A 21,424-nucleotide genomic window follows, 5' to 3' on the forward strand; every position below is an offset into this window, starting at 1 on the left:
GCCTATTTACAGATGACAAATTTAATGCATTAAATGGCGAGACAAACCAAGCTACAATTGACGATGCAAAAGCAGCAGTAGATAAATTACCAGCAGGAGAAGAAAAGACACGTTTAGAAAACTTAATCAGCGATGCACAAGATCTATTTGATGCAAAAACAAAAGCAGCACAAGAATTATCTGATGCAAAGGCAAAAACAGAAGGTCTATTTTCAGATGATAAATTTAATGCATTAAATGGCGAGACAAACCAAGCTACAATTGACGATGCAAAAGCAGCAGTAGATAAATTACCAGCAGGCGAAGAAAAGACACGTTTAGAAAACTTAATCAACGATGCACAAGATCTATTCGATGCAAAAACAAAAGCAACACAAGAATTATCTGATGCAAAGGCAAAAACAGAAAGTCTATTTACAGATGATAAATTTAATGCATTAAATGGCGAGACTAACCAAGCTACAATTGACGATGCAAAAGCAGCAGTAGATAAATTACCAGCAGGCGAAGAAAAGACACGGTTAGAAAACTTAATCAAAGATGCACAAGATTTATTCGATGCAAAAACAAAAGCAGCACAAGAATTATCTGATGCAAAGGCAAAAACAGAAGGTCTATTTACAGATGACAAATTTAATGCATTAAATGGCGAGACAAAACAAGCTGCAATCGACGAAGCAAAAACAGCAGTCGCTAAGTTACCAACTGGTGCAGAAAAAACACGTTTAGAAAACTTAATTAAAGATGCACAAGATTTATTCGATGCAAAGACAAAAGCAGCACAAGAAAGAGCTGATGCGAAAAATAAAGTAGAGAGTCTATTCACAGACAACAACTTTAACACGTTAAATAATTCAGTTAACCAATCAACTATTGATGATGCGCAAAAATCTCTAGCTAATTTACCTACAGGTGAAGAAAAAGATCGTTTACAACAATTAATTGATAAGGCAAAAGAGTTATTGTCATTAAAATTAACGATTAAAGCAGATGAGTTATTTGTGGGACAAACTACTGTTTATGGTACATCAGTACTATCTGATGTATACCGAGTTTATATCTATTTAAATGGTGAATTAGTTCGTTACCGTAATGTGATTGACGGCACATTCTATGGACATGTTTCTAATAATTTAAAAGCAGGAGATGTAGTACGGTTAGTTCCTACTGATGCTAAAGGAAATCAAGGTAAAGCAATTGAAGTCTTTGTTCAAGAAAATAATACGTTAGGCGCGCCAACTTTAAATAAGTACTATGAAGGAGATGCAACTTTATCGGGGAAAGTTGCCGATGGTACTTCTTATGTAAATGTTTATGTAAATGATATATTAATCCGTAAACGTAACGTAGAAGTAAATGGTGTTGACCTTATTTCTTATTTAGGTGACGCAGGTGCTAAAGTAGGCGATGTCATTAAGGTTGTACCGTACAATAACAAAAACGAAGCAGGTAAAGCAACTACCATAACTGTAGTAGCTCCTCCTATTGAAACAACAGATTATTTAGCTGGTGATTCGACACTTTATGGTAAAACGACAGCGACTGCTGATAAGGTAGATATTTATGTGAATGGACAATTCCTTCGTACAAGAATTGTAGATAAAACAACAGGCGAATTCTTTGCAAGTATGTTGAGAGATGGTATTTTACCTAAAGAAGGAGACGAAATAAAAATTGTGTCTCGAACTGATAAAGGGGTAATACTAGCTCAGGACATCGTAATCGTTGGAGCACCAGAATCGCAAGTAGCACCTACAGTAAATGAATTTTACGGAGGTATGACTAATATTAGTGGAACAATACCACAAGGAGCTACCAAAGTTAGGTTCTATTATGGAACAAATTTAAGTCAAGTAATAAATCGAGGTGCAATTGACCAAGAAAATCAAACATTTTCGGCGTATGTCGGAGACTTGAAATTAAAATCAGGTGATCAAATTAAGGTTGTTACCATTAACGATAAAGGCCGCGAAAGTTTACCTGTAATTATAGACATTAAATAATAATAAATATTTAACTATATTAAAAGAGAGGTCATATAATATGACTTCTCTTTTGTTATGGCAGTAAGAATGAAGCACGTTATATCTGCTAGTAATGGATGGTGTACGGCCTTTAAAGAGAACGGTGAACTTGATATTCGTGATACCCGATCGACATTGGCCATTTTAAAGATGAACCTCTATTATGTCATTCAAAATTTTGACGAGCTCAATAAAGAAATAAAAACATTATATGAAGTATTACTATCATTATAGATATAAGTGGAAATTAAAGAAAATGCCACCTGTTAAATACAGAAATCATCTTCTTATTACTTCATAGACTTTTTCAATGTCCTTTACAAAGGGTACATTTTAAAGTTTGATGTGACTTTTTTATTTATTCAGTATGTAATCCAGCAAATAATACTCTTAATCCATATCGAAATTGTTCTTCAAAATCAAAACTATAATGATACTGTTCACCAAAAAACGAAGTAAATGCAGTTACTTCTTCTGGAGTATATGTGAACTGTTTTGCACGATGTTCATCTGCTACAAATGATAATACATAATTGTTAAAAAGGTTTCCCGCAACTAGACAGTTTTGATCAGATACCCCGTATTTAGTCAAATTTTCTAAAGTGAATTTGACTGCTTTTAATCTACTCGGTGTAGTTGGCATTGACTGCGCAAAAACTTCTACTGCATCTCTTGTCTTTAATAAAACTCTTCGTACTTCAAATGCTAGAGCTGTTAAAGCTTCCTTGGCATCATCTAATTCTTCAGGTAGGACAATTTCATTATTTAGGTGCTCGGCAATTAAATCATACAAAGCCTGTTTATCTTTAATATGCCAATATAAGGATGCGGCTTTGATCTCAAGCTCCTTTGCCAATGTGCGCATCGATAAATTACTGATTCCGTCACGATTTAAAATATCGAGGGATGCTTTTACTATTGCTTCTTTCGTTATAGCCATAAAATCTCTCCAAAAATTTAATAATTACCATTGACTCTAACAGTGTTAGATGATAATCTAACGATGTTAGATAACTAACGTTGTTAGACGTTTTTGTTCTCTTATTGTACTAAAAATATAAATTACTTTAAAGCTCAAACAAATTACCTACTAGTTAAATCAAATAAATTTAAATAATAAGACATGTGAACAATGATTGATAACATTAAAAGAGATAGGGTGGATACGATGATGAAAAATATGCGCAAGAAAAAAGATATTGGTATTTACGGATTAACAGCAAAATGGTATGACAAAAATTCACGTAAAAGTCGACTAACACAAATGCAAGAATATGCCTACGAAATTAAATCTTTAGTCGATGATGGAGCAAAAATTTTAGAAGTAGCACCCGGACCAGGATATTTGTCTATTGAACTAGCAAAAATGGGTTTTGATGTTACAGGAGTAGAGTTAAGTCCAGATTTTGTTAACATCGAAAAAAATAACGCGAAGGAAGCAAATGTATTAGTAGATTTTAAAGAAGGCAATGCATCAAATCTACCTTGTGAAGATAACACTTATGATTTTATTGTTTGCAGTGCGGCATTTAAGAACTTTATGGATCCAGTAAAAGCACTATCAGAAATGTATAGGGTTTTAAAACCAGGTGGAACGTCGCTTATTATCGATATGAATTATAATGCAACCGCTGAAGATATTGAAGGTGAAATAAGAAAAACTGAAATGAAGGGTTTTGATAAGTATTTTGTAAAATTTGCTTTTAAAACTTTCTTGAAAAAAGGTGCGTATACAAAAGAAAATTTTGAGATGTTAATAAATGAAACTGAATTTAAGAATTATAACATTAAGCAAGAGGATATCAGCTTATTTGTTTATCTTTATAAATGATAAGGTTATTTTAAGTTTAAGAAAGAATTTTATAATTTAAAACAATTACGTTTTTAATAGAGAAAAATATAAAAAGTCGATTCCTCAATGGAAATCGACTTTTTTATTGTTAATAATCATTTATTATTCATAAAGTTTTGTTTCTCTAAATATTCTAGAACTGTTTGAGAATATTCATGATGAGATTCTTGTGTATACTTAGCAATTGTATAAATTTGAGCTAAATTCTTTAATCCTAGTTTTTCAGTCATTTCTTTAAGCTTTGGAACGTCCATGTAACGTTGCCAACCTTTTTCATTTCTTTCTTTATAGATTTCAAGAATATCCTCATCTGAATAATCATTATATTGTTCATAATGAACTAGACCGTTTCTTGGAAGTCGGTCACGTAATGCAGGGTTTTCTTTAGGATAGCCTAACGAATAACCTACAATAGGAACGACATTTGGTGGTAAGTTAAGAATTTCTCCAATTTGATTACAATTTGCAAGAGTAGAGCCCATATAACATAGACCAAGACCAGCATTCTCAGCTGCTAATGCACAGTTTTGAGATGCCAATGTAGCATCAATGGCACCAATCATAAAACTCATGAAATTATCAAAATGTACAGGTGCATCATTAAGCGTAAGCCATTTTCTCATTCGATTAAAATCCACACAAAAAGTTAAAAGAATAGGGGCATCAATAACCATTGATTGCTCCATATGAGCAGAATATAATTTCTTTCTAATTTCCTTGTCTTTTGTGACAATAATCGAATAAGATTGCATATTGCCACTTGATGAAGCACGAATACCTGCATCTAATATTTGATCTAACAGTTCTTGGCTTACTTCCTTATCCTCATATTCTCGAATTGATCTGTGCCCATGTAAAACATCGTTAAATTCCAAAACTTTCACTCCTCATATCAAAAAGATTTCAATAGAAATAATAAGAAATATACAAAAATTCGACATATAATTTAAATTTGTAATTATTTCTGAATAATCAAATTATAAAGTAAACATATCATAAAAAAACATTACCGTACACAAATTTGTGCTTTACAAAAATTTTTAGGAAAAATTACTCAGTTTAATATTTTTTCAGAATAGTATAGGTTTGTGTCGTTGTCTAAAAATGTCAAAATATTACTGCTTAGTAGCTTATGGTCATAGATTGATTTATTTAATTAATGAGTAAATTTATTAAACAAAAAATAAAACTATATGAGTCTATGAAAATTAGTAAAATAAAGTAATAGATGAGCCAGAAAAAAACAGGAAGCTAAGCTATAAATGGAATAAAAAATAAATTAAGCTCAGCATCCGATTTTAGACTGAGCTTAATTTTCTTTTATATTTAAGTTTTTAATGTTTACTTATCAATCAAGTTCATTATTCTAACTTTAAATTTTTAAATTCAATTCGATACAAATCACGACGTCGATCGCGTAATTGACGAACTGATCCCGTATTTCGGGAACGTCTTAATTTTTCAAGATCAACATCTCCGACTACGACAGTATCAACATTTGCATCACATTCACCAACAATTCCATCTCTTGCAAATCCAAAATCAGAAGGGGAGAATATACCAGATTGTGCATATTGAATGTCCATGTTCTCTACATGTGTTAAGTTTCCAACTGTTCCTGCGATACAAGTATATACTTGGTTCTCAATCGCTCTTGCTTGAGCGCAATAGCGAACACGGAGATAACCTTGGCGATCATCCGTACAAAATGGAACGAAAATGATATTTGCCCCTTGATCAACGGCAATACGAGCAAGTTCAGGAAACTCGATATCGTAGCATATTTGAATAGCGATTTTTCCACAATCTGTATCAAATACATGAATTTCGTTACCTTCTGAAATTCCCCACCATTTTCGCTCATTAGGAGTGGCGTGAATTTTTAATTGCTTTTCAATCGTACCATCGCGTCTAAATAAATAAGCAACATTGTAGATATTACCATCTTCCTCAACGAAGTGAGATCCCCCGATAATATTGACATTGTAACGTACAGCTAGTTCCGTAAAAAGTTCGATGTATTGCTCGGTATAAGTTGCAAGCCTACGAACAGCCTGATCGGGGCGTTTTTCTTCTAGAAAAGACATCAATTGTGTCGTAAACAACTCTGGGAAAACAGCAAAATCCGAACCGAAGTCAGCGGCGACGTCAACATAATACTCAATTTGCTTCGTAAAATCAGAGAATGAATCAATTTTTTTCATCATGTATTGTATTGCGCATATTCGAACTGGGAATGAAGCTCGATAAACACGTTTAGATTTTGGAAGATAGTCAATATTACTCCATTCCATCAAAGTGGCAAAGGAATCTGACGCTTTATCATCTGGAAGGTAACGAGTATTAATTCGTTTAATTGTAAAACCTTCCATTAATTGGAATGATAAAACCGGGTCATAAATACTGTGTTTTTCTACTGCTGATACATATTCACGTGGTGACATTTCATCTCTATGTTTATGATAATTCGGGATTCGACCGCCAATGATAATACTTTGAAGATTTAATTGTCGAGCCAATTCTTTTCGTGCTTCGTAAAGACGATGGCCAATCTTCATACGACGATATTCAGGATCAACCATCACTTCAATTCCATATAAATTAAACCCATTCGGATCATGATTTGTAATATAACCATTATCAGTTATGACATTCCAAGTGTGCTGGTCATCATATTCGTCAAAGTCAACCATTAAACTTGAACAAGAACCAATAATTTTATCTTCATACTCTACACAAAACTGACCTTCAGGAAAAATGCGAATATGACTTTCTAATTGTTCCCGTTTCCATCCTTCCATGCCAGGAAAACAACGGTTTGATAACCTCATAATTTCACTAATATCTTCCATACGTAAATTTCGAACTTCAATTTTCTTCTCGTATTTTGACATATCTGTCTCTGACATAATCTCACGTCCTAAATATAAATGTCTCATTTTATTAATAATTCATAAAGATTCACTTAGTTAGGTTACCCATAAATTACCTTTTCAACATGGAATAACTGCAGGTTTTATATTAATATTTTAATTAGCAACTAAAATAGTTAAATACCGTTTTTAACTATTTTGGATGAATTAGTAGGGATGATATTTTTTGAAATAAACGAACTTAGAATTTATAACTAGTATTAAATTGATACAAAAAAGGAGCCAAGATAGGCTCCTTTTATATTTGTTAAACTAAAAGAAAGGTTTTACTTAATACGATTATTCCGAAATGCATTCGGTGTAACACCTACCATTTGCTTAAAAACTTTACCAAAATGATTTTGATAGTTAAATCCTACTGAGATTGCTACTTCTAATATAGACTTATCGGTATGAAGTAATAATTTTTTACTTTCGTTTATTCTAATTTTATTTAAATTATCATTAAATGACATCCCAGTTTCTTTATTTAATCTTTTTGAAAGATGAGAAGGACTTAAATTAAATTCTTCTGCTACAACTTGTAACGTAATACTTTCATAAAAGTTTGTGTTCATATAAAGGATAATTTTTTTAATTAGATTAGAATATTTAGGATTCGAAAAATGGACTATACATTCTGAAAATTTTACGACCATCTCTTTCATCAATTTATAAATATCAAGTTTCGTCGTTAAACTTTCTACTTGAATAATATATTTATCTGCTAAAGTTCTTGCATATTCATTATCTGTACCAGAATCAATTGCATATTGAGAGATTATTCCACAGGCAGCTATGAAGTGATTTTTCATTGATCTTAAAGAATCCCCTTTTGCCAACTCGATTTGATCGAATGATTGAAGGACCTTAGTTAAATCGAATTTTTTTTCAAATTCCCCAAATTTTCCTTCTACCAAAATCATTTTAAACTCTTCAAATTCCTTAGAGGTTGCATGTAATGTTTCATTTTCATAATAAAGCTCAATTAAAGAAACGTCGGGCACAAAAGGAGATTGATGTTCTATTCCTTCAAGTTGATACTGTTCTGGTTCAGTGAATGCAACTTTAGAATATGGCTCGATGATCCAATGAAATAATTTCAATAAATGCTCCGATTTACTATCGAGATCCGATTGTGCATCTAAACGATTTAATCCTATATTTGAGCCAACAATAATTAGCAAGCATTCATTTTCGTTTTTGATAAAAAAAACATGATACAAGAGAGTTTCTTGCCAATAAAGTGTAAAATGATTCTTTTTAGATTCTAAAATCGAATCAAATTTCACCTTAATTATTTCAAGTGTATCCATGAGGATATTATGATGGTCATTTTTATAATTAGGTGAAGAAAAAGAAAAAACGATATTGAAATCAAGATCAATTCCAACAATGTCTAATCCAGACACAATATAGAAACTGTTCGCCTTTATTTTTAGTTCAGATATGTTTATGTGTTTATAATTTTTCAAAGAATTACCTCGCAATTTTGAGCAATATTTTATCAAAATGAACAAAAAAATATCAAATGATGTTTTTCTATTATTATATATTTTAATCACAAGGAATTGAAAGGGGTTTCATTTTGTTGAAAGTTCCTGAAATTCAGAAAAAAACGATGGAAGCAGGGTGTCTTTATGAAATTAATACCAAAAATCAACGGTAAAATCGAAAAGAAAGAAAACGTTTATTTCGATATAAAAGATACACTTTTCATACGAAATACAGACTTTAGTGGTTCCGGGTTTGACGTATTTTCAGACAGAATAAAATTAAACTGTGACCTTACTGTTACGCAAACAGATTTTAAAAATGCCGAAATTGAGTTAATAAAAGATCCAACTGTTGATAAAAGTGGATATAAGTTTGATATTTCTCAAGAACAAATAAAAATATTCTCAAATGATGAAGCTGGCATAAAAAATGCTCTAACGACTCTATATATATTGATTGTCGAAGCAGTTAAAACTTCTAATCGTAAACTAGACGGCGTTATTTTTTCAGATTACCCGAAATATAAGCACAGAGGATTACTAGTAGATGTTAGTAGAAATTTCTTCGATGTGGATGTAATGAAAAAAATTATCGAAGAAATGTCGTTAAATAAATTAAATGTGCTTCACTGGCATTTATCCGATGACCAAGGCTGGAGAATTGAATCAAAAGTATATCCTAAATTAACAGAAAATCAGAAGTATTATACGCAAGATGAGATAAGTGACGTTATCAAGTATGCCGAAGCTAGAGGGATTGAAGTTATACCGGAAATAGATATGCCTGGACATGTTACTGCCATGTTAATTGCAAATCCAAGTCTTAGCTGCTTTGAGGAAAATGTAGAATTAGCAAGTAGTGCTGGTGTGTATAAGACAGTTCTTTGTCCTGGAAAAGAATCAACATATACTTGGATTTTTTCTCTATTAGATGAAATCTTTCAGCTTTTCCCTTCATCTAAATTCCACATTGGTGGAGATGAAGTTCCAAAAACAAATTGGAAAATCTGTCCTCATTGTTTAGCACTTATGAAAAAAAATAACATCGATAATTTTGATGATCTGCAATATGAATTTACTAAACGAATAGCAGCTCATTTAATTCAACATGGTAAACAAGTCGTTTGTTGGAATGAAACATTACGATCTAATGAGGTTGAAAACAAACTAACAACACAATATTGGGTTGAATTTACTGAGGAAAGCTATTGCAAGCCACATTTTGAAAATGGACATGAAGTCATTTTCTCTGAAATGTTTAATTGTTATTTTGATTATCCGTATTCAATTGTAACATTACAGAAAACTTATGAATATCAACCGAATCCTGCGTTAAATGCTTCAAATGTGTTAGGAGTTGAAGGGGCAATTTGGACTGAAAGAGTAACTACACCAGAAATAATGGAATTTATGATTTCTCCTAGAATAAATGCACTTGCAGAATCAGCATGGACGATCGAGAGAAACTATGAAGATTTCCTAATCCGTTTAAAAGCATATATGGAAAAGTTAAACTTAATAACTTTAAATCATGCACCATTTGAAGCAGCAACAATTAATGGACAGGCAGCTCAGGAAGAAGCGAAGCAGTTCTTAATGATGATGTTTCAATTTCTTCAAAATAGCGATACGGACATGGGGTTAGATGAAAAAGAAAAACAAGTTATGGTTTCTAAGTTTTTAAATAATATTTTTGACGAAAAAACAGCAGCGGAACTTTTAAAACAAACAATGTAATCATTAGGACTTGGGGAGTGGGAATATGGGGAAAAATTCAGTTTTAAATGAACGAATAATTGTAGAAAAAAATGCGAAACCGAAAAATGCATTTGTTACAAAAAAATCAGAGCGTTTCATGTACAGCTCATATTTCTTTGGTCAAAATATTATTTTCTTCATAGTATCATCATTTTTAGCTGTTTATTATACAAGTGTTTTAGGAATTAGTGCAACAACTGTAGGAAGTATACTTTTACTAGCGAGAATATGGGATGCATTTGTTGATCCAACGCTCGCTACAATTATAGAACGATTAAATTTAAAGAGTGGTAAATTTAAACCATGGGTAAATCTAGCTTCAATTACTGTACCTATTATGACTTTTCTTTGTTTCGGATTTAGTGATCAATTACTTGCATCTTCTGAAGGTGTACGTATTGGATATGCAGCTGTCACTTATTTAATATGGGGTACACTTTATGCAGCAGCAGATGCACCTGCTTTCGCATTTTCGACGGTTATCACTCCTAATCCTGAAGAACGAACAGTTCTACTTGCAAACAATCAAATTACAGGAATTGTCGGTATACTTGTAGCAGTAGCTGCATTCCCAAGCGTTTTAAAGGCTACTAATAATAATTACATGATTTCTGTATTAATCTTTTCAATCATAGCATTTCTAGTCATGTCAATGACAAGATTTGTAAAAGAACGAGTTAAATCAAATAAAAAGGAACCAGCAATTAAAGAAATCTTACACTCACTATTAAATAATAAATATTTAAAAACAATCGTAATCGTAAATATCATTGCAAACGGAGTTAACTTTACAAACACTTTAGCACCTTTCGTGGCTACTGATATTTATAAAGACGCTACTAAAGTTTCACTAATTCTTGGAGTTGGTATACTACCAGTAGTTCTTGTTGCTCCTTTTGTTCCAAAGTTAGTAAACAAATATGGAAAAATTAAACTGATGTCTTTTGCTTTAGGGGCAAATGCATTACTATCAATTGTCACATACTTTGTCGCATACGAAAATTTCGGATTATTTTTAGGCGTTTCAGTTCTGAAAGCAATGTTAATCGCACCGCAGCTTGTTATTTATCCAATGTTCTTTGCTGATTCAGTTGAATATGATTGCTATAAAAATGGTACTCGTTTTGAAGCAGTTATATTTGCAACACAAACATTCAGTTCTAAAATTATTGGAGCAATTTCCGGAGGACTTGGTATGTGGATCATAGGTATTGCAGGCTATAAAGCCGTAACAAATGGACATACTGTAACTCAAACTGCTACTACTCTAAAATCCTTATGGGCAACATTTAATCTAGGTGGAGCAATAGGATGTATAATTGCATTATTCATCTTCCTTAAGTTCTATGATTTATCAGAAGAACAAGTTAAAGAAATGGCACTTGCTAATCAAAGTAAAAACTGAGAGTTTGATAGTTAAACAATCTAAATATGTAGTAATTGGTAAAAAGGACATTTTTTAATTAAAATGTCCTTTTTATTTTCTCCTTATTTAAGTAGTGGTAAACGCATAAGTAAGTAAATAAACAAGAATTTGGAATATAGTTCCTCATAAGAGGTTCATGAGGAAGTAAAACAGCGAAAATCTGAAATATAGTTACTCATAAAAAGGTCATGTGGAAGTAAAACAGCAAAAAAGTGAAATGTAGTTACTCATAAGTTATTCATGAGTAAGTAAAAAAGCTGGAAGATTTTATTTGATCCATTTTTATATTCTTTAAACATTATGAACAATACGGAACGTTAATAATCTTGCAGTATCATATACCTATAATATTATTATGTAAACTACATTATCATATAATAAATGAATCCATATTAGGACATTGACTACTTTCAAGAAATACATTAAAATTATCTTTAATTCAAGATAGTTGAAAGGAGTTGAAATGAAATGAATCAAAATGAAATTTCAACTAATTCGCTCCAATTATATTCTGAAATTTGTAAAGCAAATCGATTTTTGAATGATGCTTCTATTAATAATATGAAATGTTTTGGTTTGAATTTAACTGAATTTGCAGTCTTAGAATTGCTTTATCATAAAGGAGATCAGCCAATCCAACAAATTGGAAAAAGGATATTAATCTCAAGCGGAAATATGACGTATGTATTAGATAAATTAGAGGCAAGGCGATATATTAAACGAGTTCATTGTCCAAAAGATCGACGAGTTATCTATGCCGCTTTGACTGAAGAGGGTAGAAGGGTCATTAGTTGCATCTTTCCAGCTCATAGCGAAATGATTCATAACTTATTTTCTCAACTAAATTCAGCTGAAAAAGATATGTTAATCTATTTATTAAAAAAGATTGGATTAAGCAAAAATCAACCTCAAGTTTGAGATAACTTAATTCGAACTAAATCAAATTAAAAGCTGTCATTTGACGGCTTTTTTTGTTAAGGCTGGAAATAATAATAATAGACTAATTGTAAGAAGAGGTATAAAAATATGGAAGAAAAGTTTAAAGGGAAATCAATTATTATTACAGGAGGAGCGAATGGAATTGGAGAGGGTATTGCAATTGCATTTGGAAAATTAGGAGCAATTGTTTTTATAGCTGATGTTAATGAACAAAAAGGTAATAGAGTTGTAAAGAAAATTGAGGGAAATGGTGGAAGAGCAATATTCTATAAGACTGATGTTAGTATAGAAGAAGACATTATAAATCTTATTCGCACTGTCATTGACAAAATTGGTAAACTTGATATTCTAATTAATAATGCTGGAATTTCCGCTTTTAAGCCACTTTTAAGTTTATCAACAGATGAATGGGATCAAGTAATAAATACTAATTTGAGAAGCGTTTTTATTTCATCAAGAGAAGCTGCTAAAGTAATGAATAATAATGGAAGAATAATAAATATGGCATCAACAAGAGCGATTATGTCGGAGCCAAATTCAGAAGCTTATGCAGCATCAAAGGGTGGAATTGTATCAATTACCCATTCTTTAGCTGCATCGCTTCAGCCAAATGGTATAACAGTAAACTGTATTAGTCCTGGATGGATTCATGTTGATCAGAATGAAGAATTAAAAGAAACTGATCATCTTCAGCATTGGTCAAATCGAGTAGGCAAGCCTGAAGATATCGCTAAAGCTTGTATTTATTTAGCGGATCCAGAAAACAACTTTATGAATGGTCAAAATATCATAATTGATGGTGGCATGACTAGAAAAATGATTTATGAAGAGTAGAAAAGCAAGGAAAGTTAATTTTCCTTGCTTTTTCTATTGATTACTTATTCGTTTAACCTTACTTTCTTGTATCCTTGCTCTAAAAATATATCTTAATAAATATGGTACAACAATAAAGATAAATAGTGTTCTAAATAGTTGGTAACACATAATGACAGTTATATCTGCATCTACTTCTTTTGCAATTAGGGCCATTTGATCCATTCCACCAGGGGCTAAACTTAGTAAGGCACTGATATGATCAATGGTGTTAATATGTGTTAAAAATATACTTGATAAAAGCGAAAACGTTAATAAAACAGCTCCACTTAAGACTGAAACTAAAACTATTTTTAATTTGTTATTTAAGTTTTCTGGTTTTAATAATAAGCCAATATAACTTCCCATCATTAGCTGGGAACAGTCTAATATAACAGACGGTAAGGCAGGTCCATGTAGTCCTGATAAATTAAGGATGATGGTAGCGATCATTGGACCTAATAGTAATGCTGTAGGAAAATTTATTTTCTTCCCTAAAATTCCAAGTACTGTACAGAAAATAGCAAAAATAATGATGTTTGGAAATAAGCCATGCCAGCTTGCCGAAGAATGGTGAATAGCTTCTGAAATCGAACTTTTATGTACATGAAAGAATGGACTGAAAATTAATAATGGGACCATAAAAATAATCATCATAAGCCTGGAAATTTGTAAGAAAGTGACGATTGTAAAGTCAATATCTTTAATTTCTTCTGCAAGAGCAATCATTTGACTTAGTCCACCGGGAATACTACCTAATAATACAGTTGGATAATGTATTTTAAATACTTTAGAAATTATGATTGAAATTGTAATTGTAAAAAGGATGAGTAGGAAGGTCATCAAAATCATTGAAGTTAATTGATGTCCGATTTGAATAAACGTAGAAGATGTAAATGATAGCCCAATTGTGTAGCCGATTATGATCATGGCTGTATCTCGAATTTTACTTGGCCAATACAATTTTATCCCTTTAATTTTAGAAAGTATAAGGACAAAAAACATTGGTCCAAGGAGCCAAGGTATTGGTAGTTTAATCAATTGAAATAAAAATCCACCAATAATTGCAATAATTAAAGTAAATAAAAGCTGAGTCCACTTATTATCGTTGTAATTTATTACCATAGTTTCACTTCTTTTCAAATTATAAAATTTTAATAGATAGATCATGTTTACATTTATTCATCGCGCTTGTTATGTTAATATCATTATTGACCTTAAGTTTATGGTATGCAAGGATTATGCTCGGTTAGTCTTTAGAATATTTAACAGGATAGCAAAACTAATCGGAGGATATATTAAAGATAGTAAATATTTTACAATTTTTATTTTGAAAACCCTTGCAAATTTTAATTAGAAAGGACTAATTGAATTGGCTAAACAACAAATAGGCGTAATTGGTTTAGCAGTAATGGGAAAAAACCTAGCTTTAAATATTGAAAGTAGAGGTTTCTCAATTTCTGTATATAACCGATCAGTTGAAAAAACAGAAGAATTTTTAAAAGAAGCAGAAGGTAAAAATGTAGTTGGAACATTTTCAATTGAAGAATTTGTAAATTCTCTTGAAACACCTAGAAAAATTTTAATAATGGTAAAAGCAGGTGCCCCAACTGATTCAACAATTGAAATGTTATTACCTCATCTTGATAAGGGTGATATTCTAATTGATGGTGGAAATACATACTATAAAGACACTCAAAGACGAAACAAAATGCTATCTGATAGCGGAATCCATTTTATTGGAACAGGTGTTTCAGGTGGAGAAGAGGGGGCTTTAAAAGGACCTTCAATTATGCCTGGTGGACAAAAAGAAGCATTTGAACTAGTAAAACCTATTTTTGAAGCGATTGCTGCAAAAGTAAATAATGAGCCTTGTACAACATATATTGGCCCAGATGGTGCTGGTCATTACGTAAAAATGGTTCATAATGGAATTGAATATGGTGATATGCAATTAATCTCAGAAGCATACTTTTTATTAAAAAATGTACTTGGCTTAAGTGCTGATGAATTGCACCATGTATTTAGTGATTGGAATAAGGGAGAGCTTGATAGTTATTTAATTGAAATAACAGCTGATATCTTTACTAAAACAGACGAAGAAACAGGTAAACCACTTGTAGATGTTATTTTAGATAAAGCAGGACAAAAAGGTACTGGTAAATGGACTAGTCAAAGCACACTAGATTTAGGTGTGCCAACTTCTATTATTACTGAGTCTGTATTTGCACGTTTCATTTCGGCAATGAAGGATGAAAGAGTAAAAGCAAGTAAATTATTATCTGGTCCGTCAACAAATACATATAATGGTGATAAAGAGCAACTAATTGAAGATGTGCGTAAAGCCCTTTATATGAGCAAAATTTGTTCATATGCTCAAGGATTTGCTCAATTAAGAGCTGCATCTGATGAGTATAACTGGGATTTACAATATGGTGATATTGCAATGATTTTTAGGGGCGGATGTATTATTCGTGCGGCTTTCTTACAAAAAATTAAAGAAGCTTATGATCTAGATGCTAATCTTTCTAACTTATTACTTGATCCATATTTCAAAGAAATCGTAGAAAGTTATCAAGGTGCATTAAGAAAAATTAGCGTTGTTGCAATTGAAGCTGGTGTACCAATTCCATGTTTCTCTGCAGCGTTAGCTTATTATGATAGCTACCGTACTGAAACACTTCCTGCTAATTTAATTCAAGCACAAAGAGATTATTTTGGTGCACATACTTATGAAAGAATTGATAAAGAAGGTAAGTTCCATACTCAGTGGACATAATTTTATTTTCGAAAAATAAAAAAGTTACCCCCTCGATTTGAAGTGGGGGTAACTTTTTTTTATATATAAATGGTACTTAATTTTCATTTAATCGATCAGAAACAGGCCACCATTTATGACCATCAACTGTCAATAAAGTATCAGCTTCACTTGGTCCCATCGAACCAGAATCATAATTTGTAAGTGGTGCTAATTTTTGATCCCATGCTTTGGAAATGACATCTACAAAACTCCAAGAATATTTTACTTCATCCCAATGCGTAAAGTTTGTTCCATCACCTAACATACAATCATAAATTAATCGCTCGTATGCTTCTGGTGTATTAATACAATCAACACAATTATTATTAAATGTTAATTGAATTGGCTTTGTGTAGCCATCGTCTGAGCCAGATCTTTTTGCATTTAATTGTAATGTAATTCCTTCATCTGGTTGGATATGTATAATTAATAAATTTGGAGACATTGTCTCTTTTGTATTGTAATAAAGGTTCATTGGTATATCTGAGAACTGAACAATAATCTTAGTAGATTTTGTAGCCATTCTTTTTCCAGTTCGAATATAGAATGGAACACCAGCCCATCTAAAATTATCGATAAAAAGTTTGCCCGCAACAAATGTTTCAGTTTGAGACTCAGGGTCAACATTGTTCTCAGTTCTATATGATGGAACTTCTTCACCGTTCATTACACCAGCATCATATTGCCCGCGAACAAAGTAATCTTTTACTTCGTTTTCATCAATTTTACGAAGAGCTTTAAATACTTTAACTTTTTCACTACGAATTTCTTCAGTTGTTAATTTAATCGGAGGCTCCATAGCAAGTAGTGCCGCCACTTGAAGCATATGATTCTGAACCATATCCTTTAATGCTCCAGAATTCTCATAGTATTTACCTCGGTCTTCAACGCCAAGAATTTCACTAGATGTAATTTGGATATTCGAAATAAATCGATTATTCCAAAGTGGTTCAAACATTGCATTCGCAAAACGGATCACTTCAATATTTTGAACCATTTCTTTCCCTAAGTAATGATCGATACGGTAGATTTGATCTTCAGAAAATGCTTCACGAATTTCATCATTTAATTCAATTGCACTCGGTAAATCATGTCCAAATGGTTTTTCGATCACTATTCGGCTCCAACCTTCTGTATCAGCCAAACCATTTTGTTTTAACTGTTTAGCAATTGTTCCGAAAAATTCTGGTGCCATTGCAAGGAAGAAAACACGGTTACCAGGGATTAAATAATGGTTATCCAAGTTTGTTAGTAAATTTCCTAACTCTATATATGAAGACGGTTCTAATACTTCAAATTGATGGTAATAAAAATGAGATAAAAAGCTTTCAATTTCAGTCTCAGATGAAGCAATCGATTGAATTGATTTTTTTACAGTTTCACGAAACTCATCGTTTGACCAAGGTCTTCTACCTACACCTACAACCGCAAAACCATCATCAATTTTTTGACTTAAAAATAATCTATATATTGAAATAAAAAGCTTTCTTTTTGCTAGGTCTCCTGTTGCTCCAAAAATGACAATAACTGCTTTTGGGTTTACTTTAGTTTTCAATTAATTTACCTCACTTCTTAAACATAAATTACTAACTTATTTTAGTAATAATCAAGGCTGATTATACAAAATATGTAAAATCACTTTCAAAAAAAAAAAATTGAAAGCATTTTCATTAATTATTAAAAAATAAATTAAATTTCCAAATTATTCATCTTATATCATAAACAAAACGAACAGATTCGTAAATAAGTGTCTTGATAATATTTAACTTTTTTCTTCTTATTCCTTGTAAACAAAGAGGTTTTAAATGAAATAGATAGTGCAACATTTTCATATTTTAAATAGAAATATGTAATTATTTGGTTAAAAATTAAAAAATAATTAAAAAAAAGCAAGGAGAATTTGTAAAAATCTCAGTTTTTTAGTAGAATTGTAATGTACCTTTATCTAAATTTGGAAAATATAGTAAAATTGAAATCGTAATGATTTCTGTTATACTGTTTTTTATAACTTTTTTGATTGTAAATTCTGAATATAATCAAAAAGTAAATTATGGAAATGATGGGTAATTTATGAGAGTTCCATCGATATCTTAATAAGCCAAGTAGTGCTTAAAACCATTTAATAAAAATTTAAATGGTTTTGTTATTTTTAGTAAATTAAAAAACTTGGCAAAATTCAACTACAAGGGGGACTTTTATTATGAAAAAAATTGGCTTAGCTTGGCAAATATTAATTGGTCTTGTTATCGGGATCATTGTAGGCGCAATTTTTTATGGTAATCCAAAGGTTGCAGATTATTTACAACCAATTGGAGACATCTTTTTACGACTGATTAAAATGATTGTAATACCTATTGTTGTTTCAAGTATCATAGTAGGTGTTGCTAGTGTTGGTGACACGAAAAAACTTGGCCGTTTAGGCGGAAAAACGATTCTTTACTTTGAGATTATTACAACAGTTGCGATTTTAATCGGTTTACTAGTAGCGAATATCGTTAAACCAGGCGCTGGTGTAGATATGAGTATTCTTCACAAAACTGATATAAATACTTATGTTGAAACAGCTAAAGAAGTGAAAAGTCATGGTTTTGCAGATACATTTGTAAATATCGTACCGCCAAATATTTTTTCAGCTTTTGTTGAAGGAAATATGTTAGCCATTATCTTTTTCTCAGTGTTGTTTGGTCTTGGTATTACAGCAGTAGGAGAAAGAGGAAAACCAGTATTAGCATTTTTCCAAGGAACAGCTGATACAATGTTTTACATTACAAATCAAATTATGAAATTTGCTCCATTTGGTGTTTTTGCATTAATTGGTGTGACAGTTTCAAAGTTTGGATTAGAATCTTTAATTCCATTAGGAAAATTAATCATAACTGTTTATTTAACGATGGCATTCTTTATCGTTGTAGTATTAGGTTTAGTAGCTAAAATGGTAGGAGTTAATATCTTTAAGTTTATTAAATTAATTAAAGATGAACTTATCTTGGCATATTCTACTGCGAGTTCTGAAACAGTTTTACCAAGAATTATGGAAAAAGTAGAAAAATTCGGAGTACCAAGATCAATTTCTTCATTCGTTATTCCGACTGGTTACTCATTCAATCTTGATGGATCAACTTTATATCAAGCATTAGCAGCAATTTTCATCGCTCAAATGTATGGTATTCATTTATCAATCACTGCTCAAATTTCACTAATGTTAGTTCTAATGGTCACTTCAAAAGGTATCGCAGGTGTACCAGGCGTATCGTTTGTTGTATTATTAGCAACATTAGGTACAGCAGGAATTCCAGTTGAAGGTTTAGCATTTATTGCTGGTATTGACCGTATTCTAGATATGGCTAGAACAGCAGTAAACGTAGTAGGTAACTCTTTAGCAGCAGTTGTAATTGCTAAATGGGAACGAGTATTTAAACCAGAAGTGGTAAAGAATGATAATAACGTTGCTATGTAACGTATACTATAGTATAAATATTTTAATTTTGACTCTCAAATGAATGATCTAAAAACACCAGCCACAAGGAAAAAGAATTTCCTTGTGGCTTTTCTTTTTTTATAGAAGTTTTTTTAAAGGGAAAAGTCTAAAAACATAGAATATTCTTAATTATGTTTGGTTTAATTTTTAATAACGCGTCCTTTTGGAAGGGAACCAATTAAGGAGGATAAGATGACAAATTTACTAGATATTACGATAGGGAAACTATTAGAAGAAAAAGCGAAATTACATCCTACTCATGAGGCTGTTGTCTATGCGGATAGAGGTTTAAGGATGAATTACGAACAATTTGAAAACCACTGTAGAGAAGTAGCAAAAGGTTTGATGAGTCTTAGAATTCAAAAAGGTGATCATATTGCAATATGGTCTTCAAATACACCTGAATGGCTTACGTCACAATTTGCAACGGGCAAAATGGGTGGGGTTCTTGTTACAGTAAACACAAATTATCGTACAGCTGAGCTAGAATATTTGTTAAAGCAATCTGATTCAACAACGATTATTTTAATGGATCAGTATAAAGATTCTTCATATATTGAAATGCTTTATGAAATTATACCAGAATTAAAGGATGCTGTTCCTGGAGAACTTCATAGCAGTCGACTGCCATTTTTACGTAACGTAATTGTTCTTGGTGAGAAAAAATACCCTGGAACATTCTCATGGGATGAGCTTATTTCCATGGCAAAAAATACATCAGACTTAGAGTTGGATAAGCGAATTGCATCAATGAGTCCGTATGATGTTATAAACATGCAATATACATCTGGAACGACTGGTTTCCCAAAAGGTGTAATGCTTACACACTCTAATATCGTCAATAATGGATTTAATATTGCGAATTGTATGGAATTAACAAAGGTTGATCGTTTATGTATTCCCGTTCCATTTTTCCATTGCTTTGGATGTGTATTAGGAACCATGGCTTGTGTTACTGTTGGAGCAACGATGGTACCTGTTCAAGACTTTAGTCCAAAAAGAGTACTTCAAACAGTACAAGATGAAAAATGTACTGGATTACATGGAGTTCCTACAATGTTTATCGCCGAATTAAATGAACCTGAATTTTCTAAATATGATTTATCAACATTACGAACTGGAATTATGGCAGGTTCAAACTGTCCAATTGAGGTTATGAAGGCAGTAATCGAAAAAATGGGAATTACAGAGATCACAATTGCATATGGTCAAACGGAGTCTTCTCCAGTTATCACACAAACTAGAACGAATGACCCAATTGAGGTACGAGTTGAAACGGTTGGTAAGGCATTACCAAATGTTGAAGTGAAAATAGTAGAACCAGGTACATCTATTGAAGTGCCACGTGGAGTACAAGGTGAACTTTGTACTAGAGGCTATCATGTAATGAAGGGCTACTACAAAAATGAAGAAGCTACTCGTAGTGCAATTGACGAAGATAGATGGTTACATACTGGGGATTTAGCGATCATGGATGAGAATGGCTATTGCAAAGTTACAGGTAGGCTAAAAGACATGATTATCCGTGGTGGGGAAAATATTTATCCTCGTGAAATAGAAGAATTTTTATATACTCACCCTGATGTGTTAGATGTTCAAGTTGTTGGAGTACCTGATCATGTGTATGGGGAAGAAGTAATGGCTTGGATTATACTTAAAGAAGGAATAAAAATTACACCAGAGGATATTCGAATGTACTGTAAAGGAAAAATCTCAAAACATAAAATTCCTCGATATATAGAATTTGTAGAAGCGTACCCGATGACTGCCTCGGGAAAAATACAGAAATTCCGACTTAGAGAGCAAGCAGTAGAAACTGCTCAAAAACAAGTTTAATTGACCTGGTTTAATCATTAAAGAAATAGCAAAGTGAAACAGAAAGCTTTG

At 31.9% G+C, this 21,424-nt stretch carries 16 protein-coding genes; 10 read left to right on the forward strand and 6 right to left on the reverse strand.

Annotated features, from left to right (window positions below):
• On the forward strand, window positions 1-2,003 hold a 2,003-nt coding region (locus tag ACFVR2_RS06330), incomplete at its 5' end, for a toxin Cry1Ac domain D-VI-related protein (protein WP_387359888.1).
• A 69-nt stretch (window positions 2,004-2,072) separates the two neighbouring features.
• The gene (locus ACFVR2_RS06335) at window positions 2,073-2,258 is read left to right on the forward strand and encodes a hypothetical protein (RefSeq protein WP_387360492.1); all 186 of its coding nucleotides are present in this window, start codon (window positions 2,073-2,075) and stop codon (window positions 2,256-2,258) included.
• Window positions 2,259-2,382: 124 nt separating this feature from the next.
• On the opposite strand, the gene ACFVR2_RS06345 is transcribed toward ACFVR2_RS06335, so the two are convergent.
• Window positions 2,383-2,964, reverse strand: a complete 582-nt coding sequence (locus ACFVR2_RS06345) for a TetR/AcrR family transcriptional regulator C-terminal domain-containing protein (RefSeq protein ID WP_387359892.1) — start codon at window positions 2,962-2,964, stop codon at window positions 2,383-2,385.
• Window positions 2,965-3,195: 231 nt separating this feature from the next.
• On the opposite strand from ACFVR2_RS06345, the gene ACFVR2_RS06350 reads away from it, so the two are divergent.
• A complete protein-coding gene (locus ACFVR2_RS06350; protein WP_387359894.1) occupies window positions 3,196-3,855 on the forward strand; it encodes a class I SAM-dependent methyltransferase in 660 nt (219 codons plus the stop codon).
• 116 nt (window positions 3,856-3,971) lie between these two features.
• On the opposite strand, the gene ACFVR2_RS06355 is transcribed toward ACFVR2_RS06350, so the two are convergent.
• From ACFVR2_RS06355 to ACFVR2_RS06365, 3 genes are all read right to left on the reverse strand, one after another.
• Window positions 3,972-4,751 carry a nitroreductase family protein gene (locus ACFVR2_RS06355; RefSeq protein ID WP_056465933.1) on the reverse strand — a complete coding sequence of 260 codons (780 nt, stop codon included), beginning with the start codon at window positions 4,749-4,751 and terminating at the stop codon, window positions 3,972-3,974.
• A 486-nt stretch (window positions 4,752-5,237) separates the two neighbouring features.
• Complete coding sequence (locus ACFVR2_RS06360; RefSeq protein ID WP_387359896.1) at window positions 5,238-6,785, reverse strand: GNAT family N-acetyltransferase; 1,548 nt, start codon at window positions 6,783-6,785, stop codon at window positions 5,238-5,240.
• Window positions 6,786-7,075: 290 nt separating this feature from the next.
• Window positions 7,076-8,263 (reverse strand): helix-turn-helix transcriptional regulator, encoded by a 1,188-nt coding sequence (locus ACFVR2_RS06365; protein ID WP_387359898.1) that lies wholly within the window; start codon window positions 8,261-8,263, stop codon window positions 7,076-7,078.
• 165 nt (window positions 8,264-8,428) lie between these two features.
• Here ACFVR2_RS06365 and ACFVR2_RS06370 point away from each other — a divergent pair, with 165 nt between their 5' ends.
• The 4 genes from ACFVR2_RS06370 to ACFVR2_RS06385 all read left to right on the forward strand — a co-directional run bounded on the left by ACFVR2_RS06370 (window position 8,429) and on the right by ACFVR2_RS06385 (window position 13,241).
• Window positions 8,429-10,021, forward strand: a complete 1,593-nt coding sequence (locus ACFVR2_RS06370; protein ID WP_387359900.1) for a beta-N-acetylhexosaminidase — start codon at window positions 8,429-8,431, stop codon at window positions 10,019-10,021.
• Between the two features lie 25 nt (window positions 10,022-10,046).
• A complete protein-coding gene (locus ACFVR2_RS06375) occupies window positions 10,047-11,447 on the forward strand; it encodes an MFS transporter (RefSeq protein ID WP_387359902.1) in 1,401 nt (466 codons plus the stop codon).
• Window positions 11,448-11,936: 489 nt separating this feature from the next.
• Window positions 11,937-12,386 carry a MarR family winged helix-turn-helix transcriptional regulator gene (locus ACFVR2_RS06380; protein WP_387359904.1) on the forward strand — a complete coding sequence of 150 codons (450 nt, stop codon included), beginning with the start codon at window positions 11,937-11,939 and terminating at the stop codon, window positions 12,384-12,386.
• 108 nt (window positions 12,387-12,494) lie between these two features.
• Entirely contained in the window at window positions 12,495-13,241 is a 747-nt protein-coding gene (locus ACFVR2_RS06385; RefSeq protein WP_387359906.1) for an SDR family NAD(P)-dependent oxidoreductase, read from the forward strand.
• A 33-nt stretch (window positions 13,242-13,274) separates the two neighbouring features.
• On the opposite strand, the gene ACFVR2_RS06390 is transcribed toward ACFVR2_RS06385, so the two are convergent.
• Window positions 13,275-14,384: an AbrB family transcriptional regulator gene (locus ACFVR2_RS06390; protein ID WP_387359908.1), complete on the reverse strand. Its 1,110-nt coding sequence runs from the start codon at window positions 14,382-14,384 to the stop codon at window positions 13,275-13,277.
• Window positions 14,385-14,631: 247 nt separating this feature from the next.
• Here ACFVR2_RS06390 and gndA point away from each other — a divergent pair, with 247 nt between their 5' ends.
• Window positions 14,632-16,038 carry an NADP-dependent phosphogluconate dehydrogenase gene (gene gndA / locus ACFVR2_RS06395; protein WP_387359910.1) on the forward strand — a complete coding sequence of 469 codons (1,407 nt, stop codon included), beginning with the start codon at window positions 14,632-14,634 and terminating at the stop codon, window positions 16,036-16,038.
• A gap of 76 nt (window positions 16,039-16,114) precedes the next feature.
• On the opposite strand, the gene zwf is transcribed toward gndA, so the two are convergent.
• Window positions 16,115-17,614, reverse strand: coding sequence for a glucose-6-phosphate dehydrogenase (gene zwf / locus ACFVR2_RS06400; RefSeq protein ID WP_387359912.1), 1,500 nt, complete (start codon window positions 17,612-17,614; stop codon window positions 16,115-16,117).
• Between the two features lie 645 nt (window positions 17,615-18,259).
• Between zwf and ACFVR2_RS06405 the strand changes: the two genes are divergently transcribed.
• Together ACFVR2_RS06405 and ACFVR2_RS06410 are read left to right on the forward strand one after the other, a co-directional pair.
• Complete coding sequence (locus ACFVR2_RS06405; RefSeq protein ID WP_387359914.1) at window positions 18,260-19,516, forward strand: cation:dicarboxylate symporter family transporter; 1,257 nt, start codon at window positions 18,260-18,262, stop codon at window positions 19,514-19,516.
• 213 nt (window positions 19,517-19,729) lie between these two features.
• Complete coding sequence (locus ACFVR2_RS06410) at window positions 19,730-21,373, forward strand: AMP-binding protein (protein WP_387359916.1); 1,644 nt, start codon at window positions 19,730-19,732, stop codon at window positions 21,371-21,373.
• The last annotated feature ends 51 nt before the right edge of the window (window positions 21,374-21,424 follow it).

Origin of the sequence: Gottfriedia sp. NPDC057991, from assembly GCF_042886615.1 — a bacterium.
Lineage (GTDB): Bacteria > Bacillota > Bacilli > Bacillales > Bacillaceae_G > Gottfriedia.

Bases quoted from the DNA above. Each gene is read 5' to 3' on its own strand.
- ACFVR2_RS06385 (WP_387359906.1), top strand. From the start codon at position 12,495: ATGGAAGAAAAGTTTAAAGGGAAATCAATTATTATTACAGGAGGAGCG.
- ACFVR2_RS06370 (WP_387359900.1), top strand. From the start codon at position 8,429: ATGAAATTAATACCAAAAATCAACGGTAAAATCGAAAAGAAAGAAAAC.
- ACFVR2_RS06335 (WP_387360492.1), top strand. From the start codon at position 2,073: ATGAAGCACGTTATATCTGCTAGTAATGGATGGTGTACGGCCTTTAAA.
- ACFVR2_RS06405 (WP_387359914.1), top strand. From the start codon at position 18,260: ATGAAAAAAATTGGCTTAGCTTGGCAAATATTAATTGGTCTTGTTATC.
- ACFVR2_RS06380 (WP_387359904.1), top strand. From the start codon at position 11,937: ATGAATCAAAATGAAATTTCAACTAATTCGCTCCAATTATATTCTGAA.
- ACFVR2_RS06345 (WP_387359892.1), bottom strand. From the start codon at position 2,964: ATGGCTATAACGAAAGAAGCAATAGTAAAAGCATCCCTCGATATTTTA.
- ACFVR2_RS06375 (WP_387359902.1), top strand. From the start codon at position 10,047: ATGGGGAAAAATTCAGTTTTAAATGAACGAATAATTGTAGAAAAAAAT.
- ACFVR2_RS06360 (WP_387359896.1), bottom strand. From the start codon at position 6,785: ATGTCAGAGACAGATATGTCAAAATACGAGAAGAAAATTGAAGTTCGA.
- ACFVR2_RS06350 (WP_387359894.1), top strand. From the start codon at position 3,196: ATGAAAAATATGCGCAAGAAAAAAGATATTGGTATTTACGGATTAACA.
- ACFVR2_RS06410 (WP_387359916.1), top strand. From the start codon at position 19,730: ATGACAAATTTACTAGATATTACGATAGGGAAACTATTAGAAGAAAAA.
- ACFVR2_RS06390 (WP_387359908.1), bottom strand. From the start codon at position 14,384: ATGGTAATAAATTACAACGATAATAAGTGGACTCAGCTTTTATTTACT.